We start from the raw sequence: 14937 nt of genomic DNA, 5'->3' as shown, positions 1-14937 counted from the left end.
GGCGGCCCCGCACCCCGGGCGGGCTCACCCCGCCCGGAGCCCCCGCAGCCGCTCGTACGCGGCGAGGCCGTCCGGCACCCACTCCCAGTCGGCGAGCCGCGCCTCCAGTTCCTCCTCCGACAGGAAGGCGTGCCAGGCGACCTCCTCCACCTGCGGCCGTACGGGCAGCTCGCAGCGCACCTCGTACACCGCCGACCACCACGTGCCGGCGACGCCCCCGGAGTCGTACAGGAAGCGGAACAGCGGCACGGGCCGGGGCAGCCCGGACACGCCCAGCTCCTCCTCGGCCTCCCGCAGGGCGGCGTCGTCGTAGGACTCGCCCGCGCCCACGACCCCGCCGACGAACATGTCGTACAGCGAAGGGAAGACCAGCTTCGTCGGGGTCCTGCGGTGGACGAAGACCCGTCCCTCGGCGTCCCGCACCCGGATGAAGGTGCAGCGATGGATCAGGCCCCGCGCGTACACCTCACCGCGCGGGGCCCGTCCGACCACCCGGTCGTTCTCGTCGACGACGTCGAGGACTTCATCGGCAGCGCTCATGCGCCCCATGAAAGCACCGGGCCGCGGTCATGCGGGCAGGTTCACTGCCCCATCACGTACTTCACCGTCGGACCGGTCGTCCAGCCGCCGTCCACCGCCAGCTCCGCGCCCGTCACGTACGACGCGGCGTCCGAGAGCAGGAAGACGACCGCGCCCGCGATCTCGTGCGCCTCGCCGACCCGGCCCATCGGGGTGTTGGGGTACCTGCCCTCACCCTTCTCGATGCCGACGGAGGCGGTCATCGGGGTGTACGTCATGCCCGGGTGGACGGAGTTGACGCGGATCCGCGAGGTGCCGAGCTCCACCGCGCCGATCTTCGTCAGCCCGCGTACGCCCCACTTGGAGGCGCCGTAGCCGGCGGTCAGCGCGAGGCCCATCAGGCCCGCGGCCGAGGAGATGTTGACGATCGAGCCGGCGCCCGCCTCCCGCATCGCGGGGATCGCGGCCTTCATGCCGATGAAGACGCCGGTCAGGTTGATGTCGAGGACCTTGCGGAAGTGCTCGACCGACTCGGTCTCCAGGAGCGCGCCGGTCGATATGCCGGCGTTGTTCACCAGGCCGTGCAGCCCGCCGAACTCCTCGACGGCGTATGCGACGGCCGCGGCCCACTCCTCCTGCGACGTCACGTCGTGGTGGCGGAAGCGGGCCCGCTCGCCCAGCTCGGCGGCGGTGGCCCTGCCCTCCTCGTCGAGCACGTCGGTGATCACGACGTTGGCGCCGGCGGCCACGGCCTGCCGGGCGGCCTCGGCGCCCAGGCCGCGGGCGCCGCCGGTGACGATGACGGTCCGGCCGGTCAGGTCGTGCGGGTGCGCGGGGGTGTTCTCGCTCATGCGGGGTCCTTTCGGGGCCTTCGGGGGTGGGCGCCGCTCCGGGGCTGTGCGGCCAGGAGGAGCGCCGTGGTGGTCTCGACCAGATCGGCGAGGAAGAGCGCCTCTCCGGTGAGCGGTTCGGTGCCGTCGAGGTACTGCCGGGCGCGGTCGGCCATCGCCGCGCCGACGACGGTCAGCGCCAGGTCGAGGCGTTCCAGGCGCAGCGGCTCGGGCAGCCCGGCGGCGGCCAGACAGGTCTCCAGGCGCTCGATCAGGCGCCAGTAGCCGGTGCCCGCGAGGGTGGGGTGGGGGGAGCGGGTGCGGATCCCGCTCTCGTGGCTGAGCTGCGCGGAGATGCGCAGGCAGCGCCGGCCCCGGTCGGTGCGCAGCTCGCTCGACTCGGCGGTGACCAGCGCGGCGACCAGCTCGTGCGGCTCGTCGGGGGCGGCGGCGAGGAGCGGGGCGAGCACCTGCTCGGTGCGCAGCTGGCGGCCGGCCATCACGGTGTCGAGCAGCCCGGCCCGGGAGCCGAAGTGGTACTGGACGGCGGACGGATTGCCCTGTCCGGCCAGTGCCACGATGTCCCGCAGCTGGGCGCCGTCGACGCCCTGGGCGGCGAAGACCTGCTCCGCCGCACGGATCAGTTTCTCCCGGGTCTCGGGCCCTGACGTCCTTGCCATACGTCCATATTAATGCCCGACATTAGAAAGCGGGAGGGAGGCCGCCTCCGAAAAGTGCCGGGCAAAGTGCCTCGAACCGTTGACTCGATACATCGGTGTATCCAAGATGCGGTCCATGCCCCCTGCCTACGACGCCGACGTCATCGTCATCGGAGCCGGTCTCGCCGGCCTCGTCGCCACCGCCGAGCTGGTCGACGCCGGCCGGTCCGTGATCCTGCTCGACCAGGAACCCGAGCAGTCGATCGGTGGCCAGGCCCACTGGTCCTTCGGCGGCCTCTTCCTCGTCGACTCGCCCGAGCAGCGCCGGATGCGGATCCGCGACAGCCACGCCCTGGCCCTCCAGGACTGGTTCGGCACCGCCGGCTTCGACCGCCCCGAGGACGAGTGGCCGCGCCGCTGGGCCGAGGCGTACGTCGACTTCGCGGCCGGCGAGAAGCGCTCCTGGCTGCACGGCCTCGGCGTGCGCTTCTTCCCGGTGGTCGGCTGGGCCGAGCGCGGCGGCTACGACGCCAACGGCCACGGCAACTCCGTACCCCGCTTCCACATCACCTGGGGCACCGGACCCGGCCTCGTCGCCCCCTTCGAGGCCCGGGTCCGCGAGGGCGTGGCCCGCGGCCTGGTCCGCTTCCGCTTCCGCCACCGGGTGACCGGGCTGACCCGCACCGCGGGCAGCCTCGACACCGTCACCGGCGAGGTCCTGGCCCCCTCCGACGCCCCGCGCGGCACCGCCAGCGACCGCGAGCCCACCGGCGCGTTCACCCTGCGCGCCCAGGCCGTGATCGTCACCTCCGGCGGCATCGGCGGCAACCACGACCTGGTCCGCGCGCAGTGGCCGGAGCGGCTCGGCACCCCGCCCGCCCGCATGCTCTCCGGCGTCCCCGCCCACGTCGACGGCCTGATGCTCGGCATCGCCGAGAAGGCCGGCGCGCACCACGTCAACCGCGACCGGATGTGGCACTACACCGAGGGCATCGAGAACTGGAACCCCATCTGGGCCCGGCACGGCATCCGGATCCTGCCCGGCCCGTCCTCGCTCTGGCTCGACGCGACCGGCAAGCGGCTGCCCGTCCCGCTCTTCCCCGGCTTCGACACCCTCGGCACCCTCGAACACATCATGCGGACCGGCCACGACCACACCTGGTTCGTGCTCGACCAGAAGATCATCGGCAAGGAGTTCGCGCTCTCCGGCTCCGAGCAGAACCCCGACCTCACCGGCAAGTCGGTCCGCGACGTCATCGGCCGCGCCCGCGCGGACGTGCCCGGCCCGGTGAGGGCCTTCATGGACAAGGGCGCCGACTTCGTCGTCGAGCGCGACCTGGCCGCCCTGGTCCGCGGCATGAACCGGATCACCGGCGAGGACCTGATCGACGAGGCGGCGCTGCGCCGCGAGATCACCGCCCGCGACCGCGAGATCGCCAACCCCTTCACCAAGGACCTCCAGGTCACGGCGATCCGGGGCGCCCGCAGGTACCTGGGCGACCGCCTGATCCGTACGGCCGCCCCGCACCGCCTGCTCGACCCGAAGGCCGGGCCGCTGATCGCCGTCCGCCTGAACATCCTCACCCGCAAGTCCCTCGGCGGCCTGCAGACCGACCTCTCCTCCCGCGTCCTCACCGAGACCGGTGAGCCGTTGCCCGGCCTGTACGCGGCGGGCGAGGCGGCGGGCTTCGGCGGCGGCGGGGTGCACGGCTACCGCTCCCTCGAAGGCACCTTCCTGGGCGGCTGCCTCTTCTCCGGACGCGCGGCGGGCCGGGCGGCGGCCCAGGCGGTCGGCTGACGGAGGCCGGTCGACGGGAACGGTCGACGGGAACGGTCGACGGGAACGGTCGACGGGAACGGCCGACGGGAACGGCCGACGGAGGCCGGCCGACGGAGGCCGGCCGAGGGAACGGTCGAGGCCCTGGAGTGCGGATCACCGCGCTCCAGGGCCTCGACAAGAGGGATTGCGCCACCTCATCGGCCCGCCGCTAGATCACCAGCGACAGAAGCAGCACGAAGACGATGCCGACCACCGAGATGATGGTCTCCATCACCGACCAGGTCTTGACCGTCTGGCCGACGCTCATCCCGAAGTACTCCTTCACCAGCCAGAAGCCCGCGTCGTTGACGTGGCTGAAGAAGAGCGAGCCGGCGCCGATCGCGAGGACGAGGAGCGAGACCTCGCCCGTCGACATGCCCTCGGCCAGCGGGGCCACCAGGCCGGCCGCCGAGATCGTCGCCACCGTGGCCGAGCCGGTCGCGAGCCGGATCGCGACCGCGATCAGCCAGGCGAGCAGCAGGGCCGGGATCGACCAGTTCTCGGAGAATTCCAGGATCATCTGGCCGACGCCGATGTCGATGAGGGTCTGCTTGAAACCGCCGCCCGCGCCGACGATCAGCAGCACGCCCGCGATCGGGGCGAGCGACTTCTCGACGGTGGAGGAGAGGCGCTCCTTGCTGAACCCGGCCGCCCGGCCCAGGGTGAACATGCCCACTATGACGGCGGCGAGCAGGGCGATCAGAGGGGAGCCGATGACGTCGGTGACCTTCTGCACGCCGTTCTCCGGGTCGTCGACGACGATGTCGACGAGCGCCTTCACCAGCATGAGGACGACCGGCAGCAGCACGGTGGCGACCGTGGCGCCGAAACCGGGACGCTTCTCCAGCTCCTCGGAGGGGCGCGTGGGGATCATCTTCTCGGGGGCCGGGATGTCCACCCAGCGGGCGGCGAACCGGGAGAAGACCGGACCGGCGATGATCACGGTCGGGATCGCGACGACCAGGCCCAGGGCGAGGGTGACGCCCAGGTTGGCGCCGACCGCGTCGATCGCGACGAGCGGGCCGGGGTGCGGCGGGATGAGCCCGTGCATGACGGACAGGCCGGCGAGCGCCGGGATGCCGATCCGCATCAGCGAGTAGTTGCCGCGCTTGGCGACCAGCAGCACCACCGGGATCAGCAGCACGATGCCGACCTCGAAGAAGAGCGGCAGCCCGATCACGGAGGCGATCAGCACCATCGCCCACGGCATGCCGCGCCGGCCGGTCCTGGCCAGGATCGTGTCGACGATCTGGTCGGCGCCCCCGGAGTCGGCGAGCAGCTTGCCGAGGATCGCGCCGAGCGCGATGAGCACGCCCACACCGGCCACGGTGCTGCCGAGTCCGACCGTGAAGGACTTGATGGTGGCCGCGAGCGGGGCACCCGCGAACGCGCCGAGCGCCAGCGAGCCGATGGTCAGCGCCAGGAACGCGTGCATCTTGAACTGGGTGATGAGCAGGACGATGACGGCGATGCCGGCGAGGACGGCGATGCCGAGCTGGGCGTTGCCTGCCGAGGTGATGGGCTCGGCGGCGTCCGCTGCCAGGATCTCGACGCTGAGACTGGGCACGGTGGGGTCCTTGAGGGGAAGGGGAAGCAGGACGGGGGACGGGGGACGGGGGAGCGGCGAAGAGGGGTGCGGGTGCGGGCGGGAGAAGGGGGGAGGCGTACGAGGGTCAGGGAGCCAGTCGGCGCAGTGCGACGACGGCCCGCCGGGCGATCTCCTCGGGGCTGCCGGACACGTCGACGGCGACGCCCGCCTCGTCCTCCCGGAGCGGCTGCAGGGTGGCGAACTGCGAGTCGAGGAGCGCGGTCGGCATGAAGTGGCCCTTGCGCGCGGCCATCCGCTGCTCGATGAGCTCCCGGTCGCCGGTCAGATGGAGGAAGACCACGCCGGGGGCCGCGGCACGCAGCCGGTCCCGGTAGATCCGCTTCAGCGCGGAGCTGCTCACCACCCCGCCGAGTCCGGCCCGGCTGTGCGCCCACTGCCCGATGGCGTCGAGCCAGGGTTCCCGGTCCGTGTCGTCCAGGGGGGTCCCGGCGGACATCTTGGCCACGTTGGCCGCCGGGTGGAAGTCGTCGCCCTCCGCGTACGGAAGGCCGAGCGCCTCGGCGACCAGGGGTCCGACGGTCGTCTTGCCGGTCCCGGCGACGCCCATCACGACGACGACCGGGGGGCCGGCCGGGACGGGCTGGGGAGTGGTGCTCATGGGGGTGCCTCGCTGTCTTCTTCGACATCGATCCGTCGCGCTCATGAAACCGTTTGGGTACGACGTATTCAAGAGGCTGTGACGAATAAGTCGTACTTATTCTTCCCGGCGTGATCACCTGTGTGATCACGCATAGGCTGGCCACCATGACGACCACGGCCCTGGGGCTCCACCCGCACGTCCTCAACGCCCTGGGCCTCGCGATCACCGCGGGGGAGTACCCGCCCGGCGCCGTGCTCCGCAGCGACGAGCTCGCCGAGCGCTTCGAGGTCTCCCGGACCGTCGTGCGCGAGGTCGTGCGCGTCCTGGAGTCCATGCACCTCGTCGAGTCCCGCCGCCGGGTCGGCGTCATCGTGCTGCCGACCGAGCGTTGGAACGTGTACGACCCCCAGGTCATCCGCTGGCGCCTGGCCGGCACCGACCGCCCCCGCCAGCTCCGCTCGCTCACCGTGCTGCGCTCCGCGATCGAGCCGGTCGCCGCCGGACTCGCCGCCCTGAACGCCACCCCCGAGCAGTGCCGCGAGCTCACCGAGGAGGCCCTCGGCATGGTCGCCACCTCGCGCGGGCGCCGGCTGGAGGAGTACCTGGTGCACGACATCGCCTTCCACCGGGTCGTCCTCAACGCCTCCGGCAACGAGATGTTCGCCCGGCTCGGGGACGTGGTCGCCGAGGTGCTCAGCGGGCGCACCCGCCACCAGGTGATGTTCGAGGACCCCGACCCGGCCGCCGTCACCCTCCACGTCCAGGTCGCCGAGGCCGTGCGGGAGCGGGACGCGGTCCGCGCCGAGGCGCTGACCCGGGAGATCGCGGTCGGCGCGCTCAAGGAGCTGGACGTGCTCGCGCCCTGAGCCGCCCCAACCTCTGAACTAGCTCAAATCCGGGCGTTCAGTGACATCCGCCACAGTCAGTGGCGCCGGTTGCCGTGAGGATGTGCGGGGCCGTGCCGGGGAGAACCCCCACGAGGCACGCCCGGGTACCGCACGACCCTCCCCCTCACGAAGGCGACCAACTCCATGAGTGACCGCGTCACCGCGGCCGAGCCGCAGACCGCCGCCCCGGCGGCCGCCGGCTCCACGGCGTCCCCCCACATCGACGCCGGCGACGCCGGATACCGCAAGGACCTCAAGTCCCGGCACATCAACATGATCGCCATCGGCGGCGCCATCGGCACCGGCCTCTTCCTCGGCGCCGGCGGCCGCATGGCCAGCGCCGGCCCCTCGCTCTTCATCGCGTACGCGGTCTGCGGCGTCTTCGCCTTCTTCGTCGTCCGGGCCCTCGGCGAGCTCGTCCTCTACCGCCCCTCCTCCGGCGCCTTCGTCTCCTACGCGCGGGAGTTCATGGGCGAGAAGGGCGCCTACACGGCCGGCTGGCTCTACTTCCTCAACTGGTCGACCACCGCCGTCGCCGACATCACCGCCGCGGCCACCTACGCCCACTTCTGGGCGATGTTCAGCGACGTCCCGCAGTGGATCCTCGCCCTGATCGCCCTCGCGGTCGTCCTCGTCGCCAACCTCATCTCGGTGAAGTACTTCGGCGAGATGGAGTTCTGGTTCGCGATCGTCAAGGTCGCCGCACTCGTCGCCTTCATGCTTGTCGGCATCTTCCTCGTCGCCACCCAGCACGAGGTCGGCGGCCACACCCCGGGCCTGGCCAACGTCACCGAGAACGGCGGCATCTTCCCCAACGGCATGATGCCGATGCTGCTGCTCATCCAGGGCGTCGTCTTCGCCTACGCCTCCGTCGAGCTGTGCGGTGTCGCGGCGGGCGAGACCGAGAACCCCGAGAAGATCATGCCGAAGGCGATCAACTCGATCATGTGGCGCGTCGGCCTCTTCTACGTCGGCTCCGTCGTCCTGCTGGCGCTGATCCTCCCGTACACCGCGTACTCCGGCGACCAGAGCCCCTTCGTCACCGTCTTCGACAAGCTGGGCATCCCCGGCGCCGCCGGCGTGATGAACCTGGTCGTCCTCACCGCCGCCCTGTCCAGCCTCAACTCGGGCCTGTACTCCACCGGCCGCATCCTGCGCTCCATGTCGCTGGCCGGCTCCGCGCCCAAGTTCACCGGGGTCATGAACAAGGGCGGCGTGCCCTACGGCGGCATCCTGCTCACCGCGGGCTTCGGCGTCCTCGGCGTCGCCCTCAACTACGTGATGCCCGGCGAGGCCTTCGAGCTGGTCCTCAACTTCGCCTCGATCGGCATCATCGGCACCTGGGCGATGATCATGGTCTGCTCGCTGCTCTTCTGGCGCGCCGCCCGCCAGGGCAAGGTCACCCGCCCCGGCTACAACCTGCCCTGGGCCCCGTACACCCAGCTCGTGACGCTCGCCTTCCTGGCCACCGTCCTCGTCCTCATGTGGATGGACGGCGGCGTCGGCCGCACCACCGTCGCCTGTCTGCCGCTCATCGCGGCGGCCCTGGTCGGCGGCTGGTTCCTGGTCCGCCGCCGGGTCCGCGCGACCGCGGGCCACACCCGGGACTGAGACCCCCCACGGGAGGAGGCCCCCGCGAGCACGCCGCTCGCGGGGGCCTCCCGCTTCCTCACCCGCGGTCCGGCCCCTCAGTGGCCCCCGTGCCCGTGGCCGTGCCCGGCGCCGTGGTCGAAGGGCAGCACCTCGGGAGGCGCCACCACGAACGGGCGCATCATCCCCATGTCCTCGTGCTCCAGCAGATGGCAGTGGTACATGAACCGGCCGTACGCCCCGTCGAACCGGCCGAGCACCCGCACCAGCTCCCCGCCCGGCACCCGGAACACGTCCTTCCAGCCGGCCTCGTTCGCCGGCACCGGCACCGGCCGCGCCGGATCGAACCTGACCGGCCGGCGCGAACCGCCCACCGCCGCGTCGAAGCCGTCCGTCGTGTACGCCTCCCGCCCCATCACCTGGAAGTCCGCCAGGTGGATGTGCATCGGATGCATCAGCGGCCCCGGAGCCAGGTTCAGGAACGACCACTGCTCGTACGAGCCCTCGCCGATCGTGAACCCGAGCCCGTCGTTGAACGTCCGGGCCGTCCGCCGGTACGTGCGCACCTTGCCGTCCGCCGACTGGAGCTGGATCACCCCGTTCGCCGGCAGCCGCAGCCTGGCCCCCTCGCCCTCCGGGACCTCCTCCATCTCCCACATCTCCGGATGCCCGCCGCCCCCGACCGTCCCCGGCGGCGTGAGCACCACCAGCCGGTGCCCGTGCTCGACGTGCGCGTGGTCGTAGCGCCGGAAGGACCCCGAGAGCACCGGCGGCAGCGTGAAGCCGTCGCAGCCGCCGTCCTCGGCCCCCTCGCCCACCCGGAACTCCATCACCTGCGGATACGGCACGTTCAGCGTCGCGTCCGGGACCCCGGGCTCCCGCCCCACGGCCTTGTTCACCAGCCGCAGGCGCTGCCCCGCCCAGCCCCGGAAGTCGAACAACAGGTCGAAGCGCTCGGCCGGCGCGATCGTCAGCGGCGCCACGCTCTCCGCGCCCCCGTCGCCCTCCTCGAAACCGAAGGACACCGGGCGCGGCAGCAGCCCGCCGTCACTGCCGATCTGATGCACCACCCCCGGTACCGGCCGGTCGTCCTCGTCGACGAGGACCAGGTCGTAGGTCCGCGCGTTCGACGCGTTCACCAGCCGGAAGCGGTACCAGCCGTCCAGCACCTCCAGGTACGGCCAGACCGTGCCGTTCACCGTCGTGTACGGGCCGAGGAACGGCAGCCCGACCGGCTTCCCCGTCTCCGGGTGACTGGCCACCAGACGCGTCGTCTTGTGCAGCAGCCGCCCGTTCAGCTCCCCGTCCGCGTCCGTGTCCAGATTGCGGTCCGCCAGGACCAGCGGCAGCTCCCGCTCACCGGAGGGCAGACCCAGCGCGTCCTCCTCCTCGTCCCGCACGAGATAGGTGCCCATCAGCCCCGCGTACACGTTCCACCGGGTGATGTTCATGGCATGGTCGTGGTACCACCAGTGCACCGCCTGGTGCTCGTTCGGGTACTCCGACAGCTGCGCGCCGCCGAAGCCGACCGCGTTGTCCGTCCACCCGTCGTTCCCGCCGCCTGTCTGCGCCCCGTGCAGGTGCGTCACCGACCAGGCGGGCAGCGCCGCCGCCTCGCGGACCGGCTCCACGCCCTCCCGGCCCGGCCGGTTGTGCGGATCCGGCCGCCCCTCGGTCCGCGGCACCTCGACCACGGTCACCGGGTACTCGCTGCCCTGCGGGATCCGGTTGTGCCACGCCACCCGGACCCGCTGCCCCCGCCGCACCTCGATGGTCGGACCCGGCACGCTCCCCTCGTACCCCCACATCAACGTGGGCGGCAGCTGCCGGTGCATCCGCACCCACGTCGGGCGTAACGCGATCTCGATCTCGGCCGTGTCGTCGCCCTGCTCCGGCCGGATCACCGGCGGAACGGTCAACGGGTCCGCATACGGTTCGAGTTCACTGGTCATCGATTCCCCCTGAGGCTGTGTCATGCCTGCGTGGGGAGGAGACGGCGAGCGACGGGACGCAGGTTGCGGCCTCCGCGTAACCTGGCCGATATCGTCACATCCGTAACGCGGGTCACCGTTTCGGTGGAAGGGAAGTCCACGATGGCGCAGCAGGTCCAGGGGGTCGTCGCCCCCGGCAGGAACGAGCCGGTCCGGGTCGAGACGATCGTCATCCCCGACCCCGGGCCAGGTGAGGCCGTCGTGAAGATCCAGGCCTGCGGCGTCTGTCACACCGACCTCCACTACAAGCAGGGCGCGATCAACGACGAGTTCCCCTTCCTCCTCGGCCACGAGGCGGCGGGCGTCGTCGAGTCCGTCGGCGAGGGCGTCACCGACGTCGCCCCCGGCGACTTCGTCGTCCTCAACTGGCGCGCGGTGTGCGGCCAGTGCCGGGCCTGCCTGCGCGGCCGCCCCTGGTACTGCTTCGACACCCACAACGCCCGGCAGAAGATGACCCTGCTCGACGGCACGGAGCTCTCCCCGGCGCTCGGCATCGGCGCCTTCGCCGAGAAGACCCTGGTCGCCGCCGGCCAGTGCACCAAGGTCGACCCGGCCGTCGCCCCCGAGGTCGCGGGACTCCTCGGCTGCGGCGTGATGGCCGGCATCGGCGCCGCCCTCAACACCGGCGACGTCGGACGCGGCGACACCGTCGCCGTCATCGGCTGCGGAGGCGTCGGCGACGCGGCGATCGTCGGGGCCCGGCTCGCCGGAGCGGCCCGGATCATCGCCGTCGACATCGACGACCGCAAGCTGGCCAAGGCCCGCGAGATGGGCGCCACCCACACCGTCGACTCGCGCACCGGCGACCCCGTCGAGGCGATCCGCGAGCTCACCGGCGGCTTCGGCGCCGACGTCGTCATCGAGGCCGTCGGCCACCCCGAGACCTACCGCCAGGCCTTCTACGCCCGCGACCTCGCCGGCACCGTCGTCCTCGTCGGCGTCCCCACCCCCGAGATGAAGCTCGAACTGCCCCTCCTCGACGTCTTCGGCCGCGGCGGCGCCCTCAAGTCCTCCTGGTACGGGGACTGCCTGCCCTCCCGCGACTTCCCGATGCTGATCGACCTGCACCAGCAGGGCCGCATCGACCTCGGCGCCTTCGTCACCGAGACCATCGGACTCGGCGACGTCGAGAAGGCCTTCGGGCGCATGCACGAGGGCGACGTCCTGCGCTCGGTGGTGATCCTCTGATGACCACCCGCATCGACCACCTGGTCACCTCCGGCACCTTCAGCCTCGACGGCGGCACCTGGGAGGTGGACAACAACGTCTGGATCGTCGGCGACGACACCGAGGCCGTCGTCATCGACGCCGCCCACGACGCCGAGGCCATCCTCGCCGCCCTCGACGGGCGCGCCCTGCGCGCCATCGTCTGCACCCACGCCCACGACGACCACATCGACGCGGCCCCGGCCCTCGCCGCCGCCACCGGCGCCCGGATCCTGCTCCACCCCGCCGACCAGCCGCTGTGGAAGCTCACCCATCCTGACCACACCCCGGACGGCGACCTCGCCGACGGCCAGGTCCTCACCATCGCCGGGACCGACCTGCACGTCCTGCACACCCCCGGCCACTCCCCTGGCGCGGTCTGCCTCCACGCCCCCGACCTGGGCACCGTCTTCACCGGCGACACCCTCTTCCAGGGCGGGCCCGGCGCGACCGGACGGTCCTACTCGGACTTCCCGACGATCGTCGACTCGATCCGGGACCGGCTGCTCACCCTGCCGCCCGAGACCGTGGTCCGCACCGGCCACGGCGACAGCACCACCATCGGCGCGGAGGCCCCGCACCTGGAGGAGTGGATCAACCGAGGCCATTGAGCGGGCGGCGGCTCATGAAGCGCCGCGGCTCGCCCGAGACCGGGTCGGTGAACGCCAGCGACCGCGCGAGCAGCTGGAGCGGTCGCCCGAAGTCCTCCGGCCCGTCCTCACGGACCACCGGGTACAGCGGATCGTGGAGGATCGGCAGCCCGAGCGCGTTCATGTGCACCCGCAGTTGATGGGTCCGCCCGGTCACCGGCACCAGCCGGTACCGGGCCAGCCCGCGCGCGTGCGCGAGGAGCTCGATCCGGCTCTCGGCGTTCGGCTCGCCCGGGACCTCCCGGGCGGCCGGCACCCCGTGCTCCTTCTCGATCCGGCTCCGCACGGTCACCGGCAGCTCCACCGCCGGGTCGTACGGCGCGACCGCCTCGTACGCCTTGTGCACGGCCCGGTCCCGGAACAGCGTCTGGTACGCCCCCCGGTCCTCCGGCCGTACGACGAAGAGCACGAGCCCCGCCGTCAGCCGGTCCAGCCGGTGCGCGGGCTGCAGCGACGGCAGCCCCAGCTCCCGGCGCAGCCGCGCGAGCGCCGTCTCCGTGACATGCCGGCCCCGCGGCATCGTCGCCAGGAAGTGCGGCTTGTCCGCCACCACGATCCGCTCGTCCCGGTACACCACGTCGATCTCGAAGGGCACCCGCTCCTCGGCGGGGAAGTCCCGGTGGAACCAGAGGTGGCGCCCCGCGGCGTACGGCTCGTCCCCGTCGGCCGCCGTCCCGTCCGCCCCGACGAACCGGCCCTCGCGCAGCATCGCCTCGATCCGCCCGGCCCCGACGGCCCCCGCGTACCGGTCCAGCAGGTGCGCCCGCACCGTGCCCCAGAGCCGCTCCGGATCCTCCGGCAGCCGGAGGCGCACGGCGTCGATCCCGTCGCGCTGGGGAAGCGGGGAGGCGGGGGCCCTGGTCCTGCGTCGCACCGGTCCCACCGCCCTCGACGAGCCCTGGCAGGGGCCCCATACAAGAAGGACCCCACATGACGTGGGGTCCTTCGCTGGTGTCCGAGGGGGGACTTGAACCCCCACGCCCGATAAAGGGCACTAGCACCTCAAGCTAGCGCGTCTGCCATTCCGCCACCCGGACAGGTGATCTTGTCTTCCTGGCCGCTGGGCCCTTCCGACGAGGAAAACCATAGCAAACATCTGGGGTGGCCGATCACCACCCCTTGCGCCCCCCGCCGTGTGACGGGCGGATGTCGGCCGGTGGCCGCCCTTGGGTCCCGAGGGGGGCACGCGGGAGGATGGGGAGATCACCAGCCAGCACATTGAGGCACGTAGTGGGAGGAAGCAGCGTGAGCGAGTCGAACACCGGCCGGACCGTCACGGGCGAGGACGAGGTCGTCGACCTCTGTCGTGACCTCATCCGCATCGACACCAGCAACTACGGCGACCACTCCGGCCCGGGCGAGCGGGCGGCGGCGGAGTACGTCGCCGAGAAGCTGGCCGAGGTCGGACTCGAGCCGAAGATCATCGAGTCGCACAAGGGGCGGGCCTCCACGGTCGCCCGCATCGAGGGCGAGGACCCGTCCAGGCCGGCCCTCCTCATCCACGGACACACCGACGTCGTCCCGGCCAACGCCGAGGACTGGACCCACCACCCCTTCTCCGGCGAGGTCGCGGACGGCTGCGTCTGGGGCCGCGGCGCCGTCGACATGAAGGACATGGACGCGATGACCCTCGCGGTCGTCCGCGACCGCATGCGCAGCGGCCGCAAGCCCCCGCGCGACATCGTCCTGGCCTTCCTCGCCGACGAGGAGGCGGGCGGCACCTACGGCGCCCGCCACCTGGTCGACAAGCACCGCGGCCTCTTCGACGGGGTGACCGAGGCGATCGGCGAGGTCGGCGGCTTCTCCTTCACCGTCAACGAGAACCTCCGGCTCTACCTGGTCGAGACCGCCCAGAAGGGCATGCACTGGATGCGGCTGACCGTCGAGGGCACGGCCGGCCACGGTTCGATGACCAACAACGACAACGCCATCACGGAGCTGTGCGAGGCCGTGGGCCGGCTCGGCCGCCACCAGTGGCCCGTCAGGGTCACCAAGACCGTCCGGTCCTTCCTCGACGAGCTCTCGGACGCCCTCGGCACCCCGCTCGACCCCGAGGACATGGAGGCCACGCTCGCCAAGCTGGGCGGCATCGCCAAGATGGTCGGCGCCACCCTGCGCAACTCCGCCGCCCCGACGATGCTCGGCGCCGGCTACAAGGTGAACGTCATCCCCGGCCAGGCCACCGCCCACGTCGACGGACGCTTCCTGCCCGGCTACGAGGAGGAGTTCCTCGCCGACCTCGACCGGATCCTCGGCCCGCGGGTCAAGCGCGAGGACGTGCACGGCGACAAGGCCCTGGAGACCAGCTTCGACGGCGCCCTGGTCGACGCCATGCAGCTGGCCCTGCGCGCCGAGGACCCGATCGCCCGTGCCGTGCCGTACATGCTCTCCGGCGGCACCGACGCCAAGTCCTTCGACGACCTCGGCATCCGCTGCTTCGGCTTCGCGCCGCTCCAGCTCCCGCCGGAGCTCGACTTCGCCGGCATGTTCCACGGCGTTGACGAGCGGGTGCCGGTGGACGGCCTGAAGTTCGGCGTCCGGGTCCTGGACCGCTTCATCGACGCCTCCTGAGGACGTCCGCCGCAGACGCTCCCCAA

General features: G+C 72.0%; 13 protein-coding genes and 1 tRNA gene. 6 read left to right on the top strand and 8 right to left on the bottom strand.

Annotation, left to right across the window (positions count from 1 at the left end):
• Positions 1-24 precede the first annotated feature (24 nt).
• Genes OG309_RS07860 through OG309_RS07850 form a run of 3 tightly spaced genes read right to left on the bottom strand, consistent with a single transcriptional unit; the run spans position 25 to position 2029 of the window.
• Positions 25-540 (bottom strand): NUDIX hydrolase, encoded by a 516-nt coding sequence (locus tag OG309_RS07860; protein ID WP_329419261.1) that lies wholly within the window; start codon positions 538-540, stop codon positions 25-27.
• A 41-nt stretch (positions 541-581) separates the two neighbouring features.
• Entirely contained in the window at positions 582-1370 is a 789-nt protein-coding gene (locus OG309_RS07855; RefSeq protein WP_329419259.1) for a glucose 1-dehydrogenase, read from the bottom strand.
• Positions 1367-2029, bottom strand: coding sequence for a TetR/AcrR family transcriptional regulator (locus OG309_RS07850; protein ID WP_329419257.1), 663 nt, complete (start codon positions 2027-2029; stop codon positions 1367-1369). The genes OG309_RS07855 and OG309_RS07850 overlap by 4 nt, the downstream gene beginning before the upstream one ends.
• 115 nt (positions 2030-2144) lie before the next feature.
• Between OG309_RS07850 and OG309_RS07845 the strand changes: the two genes are divergently transcribed.
• Positions 2145-3806 carry an FAD-binding dehydrogenase gene (locus OG309_RS07845; RefSeq protein WP_329419256.1) on the top strand — a complete coding sequence of 554 codons (1662 nt, stop codon included), beginning with the start codon at positions 2145-2147 and terminating at the stop codon, positions 3804-3806.
• Positions 3807-3996: 190 nt separating this feature from the next.
• On the opposite strand, the gene OG309_RS07840 is transcribed toward OG309_RS07845, so the two are convergent.
• The gene (locus tag OG309_RS07840; protein ID WP_329419254.1) at positions 3997-5394 is read right to left on the bottom strand and encodes a GntT/GntP/DsdX family permease; all 1398 of its coding nucleotides are present in this window, start codon (positions 5392-5394) and stop codon (positions 3997-3999) included.
• Between the two features lie 106 nt (positions 5395-5500).
• Positions 5501-6034: a gluconokinase gene (locus tag OG309_RS07835; protein ID WP_329419253.1), complete on the bottom strand. Its 534-nt coding sequence runs from the start codon at positions 6032-6034 to the stop codon at positions 5501-5503.
• Positions 6035-6180: 146 nt separating this feature from the next.
• Here OG309_RS07835 and OG309_RS07830 point away from each other — a divergent pair, with 146 nt between their 5' ends.
• Positions 6181-6882, top strand: coding sequence for a FadR/GntR family transcriptional regulator (locus tag OG309_RS07830; RefSeq protein WP_329419252.1), 702 nt, complete (start codon positions 6181-6183; stop codon positions 6880-6882).
• A gap of 165 nt (positions 6883-7047) precedes the next feature.
• On the top strand, positions 7048-8514 hold the full coding sequence (locus OG309_RS07825) for an amino acid permease (protein ID WP_329419250.1): 1467 nt from the start codon (positions 7048-7050) through the stop codon (positions 8512-8514).
• 77 nt (positions 8515-8591) lie between these two features.
• On the opposite strand, the gene phsA is transcribed toward OG309_RS07825, so the two are convergent.
• On the bottom strand, positions 8592-10445 hold the full coding sequence (gene phsA / locus OG309_RS07820; RefSeq protein WP_329419248.1) for an O-aminophenol oxidase PhsA: 1854 nt from the start codon (positions 10443-10445) through the stop codon (positions 8592-8594).
• A gap of 141 nt (positions 10446-10586) precedes the next feature.
• On the opposite strand from phsA, the gene OG309_RS07815 reads away from it, so the two are divergent.
• A complete protein-coding gene (locus OG309_RS07815) occupies positions 10587-11672 on the top strand; it encodes an S-(hydroxymethyl)mycothiol dehydrogenase (RefSeq protein ID WP_329419246.1) in 1086 nt (361 codons plus the stop codon).
• Positions 11672-12301, top strand: a complete 630-nt coding sequence (locus OG309_RS07810; protein ID WP_329419245.1) for an MBL fold metallo-hydrolase — start codon at positions 11672-11674, stop codon at positions 12299-12301. The genes OG309_RS07815 and OG309_RS07810 overlap by 1 nt, the downstream gene beginning before the upstream one ends.
• On the opposite strand, the gene OG309_RS07805 is transcribed toward OG309_RS07810, so the two are convergent.
• Positions 12285-13214, bottom strand: coding sequence for an RluA family pseudouridine synthase (locus OG309_RS07805; RefSeq protein ID WP_329419244.1), 930 nt, complete (start codon positions 13212-13214; stop codon positions 12285-12287). The two genes, OG309_RS07810 and OG309_RS07805, sit on opposite strands and share 17 nt — an antisense overlap.
• Before the next feature lie 75 nt (positions 13215-13289).
• Positions 13290-13377, bottom strand: a tRNA-Leu gene (locus OG309_RS07800).
• 208 nt (positions 13378-13585) lie between these two features.
• On the opposite strand from OG309_RS07800, the gene OG309_RS07795 reads away from it, so the two are divergent.
• Positions 13586-14911 carry a M20/M25/M40 family metallo-hydrolase gene (locus tag OG309_RS07795; RefSeq protein ID WP_329419242.1) on the top strand — a complete coding sequence of 442 codons (1326 nt, stop codon included), beginning with the start codon at positions 13586-13588 and terminating at the stop codon, positions 14909-14911.
• Positions 14912-14937: the final 26 nt, after the last annotated feature.

This window comes from Streptomyces sp. NBC_01268 (assembly GCF_036240795.1).
Classification (GTDB): Bacteria; Actinomycetota; Actinomycetes; order Streptomycetales; family Streptomycetaceae; genus Streptomyces.
Note: the sequence above shows the minus strand (reverse complement) of the source record. Positions and strands in the feature narration are given on the sequence as shown.

Bases quoted from the DNA above. Each gene is read 5' to 3' on its own strand.
- OG309_RS07860 (WP_329419261.1), bottom strand. From the start codon at position 540: ATGAGCGCTGCCGATGAAGTCCTCGACGTCGTCGACGAGAACGACCGG.
- OG309_RS07855 (WP_329419259.1), bottom strand. From the start codon at position 1,370: ATGAGCGAGAACACCCCCGCGCACCCGCACGACCTGACCGGCCGGACC.
- OG309_RS07850 (WP_329419257.1), bottom strand. From the start codon at position 2,029: ATGGCAAGGACGTCAGGGCCCGAGACCCGGGAGAAACTGATCCGTGCG.
- OG309_RS07845 (WP_329419256.1), top strand. From the start codon at position 2,145: ATGCCCCCTGCCTACGACGCCGACGTCATCGTCATCGGAGCCGGTCTC.
- OG309_RS07835 (WP_329419253.1), bottom strand. From the start codon at position 6,034: ATGAGCACCACTCCCCAGCCCGTCCCGGCCGGCCCCCCGGTCGTCGTC.
- OG309_RS07830 (WP_329419252.1), top strand. From the start codon at position 6,181: ATGACGACCACGGCCCTGGGGCTCCACCCGCACGTCCTCAACGCCCTG.
- OG309_RS07825 (WP_329419250.1), top strand. From the start codon at position 7,048: ATGAGTGACCGCGTCACCGCGGCCGAGCCGCAGACCGCCGCCCCGGCG.
- phsA (WP_329419248.1), bottom strand. From the start codon at position 10,445: ATGACCAGTGAACTCGAACCGTATGCGGACCCGTTGACCGTTCCGCCG.
- OG309_RS07815 (WP_329419246.1), top strand. From the start codon at position 10,587: ATGGCGCAGCAGGTCCAGGGGGTCGTCGCCCCCGGCAGGAACGAGCCG.
- OG309_RS07810 (WP_329419245.1), top strand. From the start codon at position 11,672: ATGACCACCCGCATCGACCACCTGGTCACCTCCGGCACCTTCAGCCTC.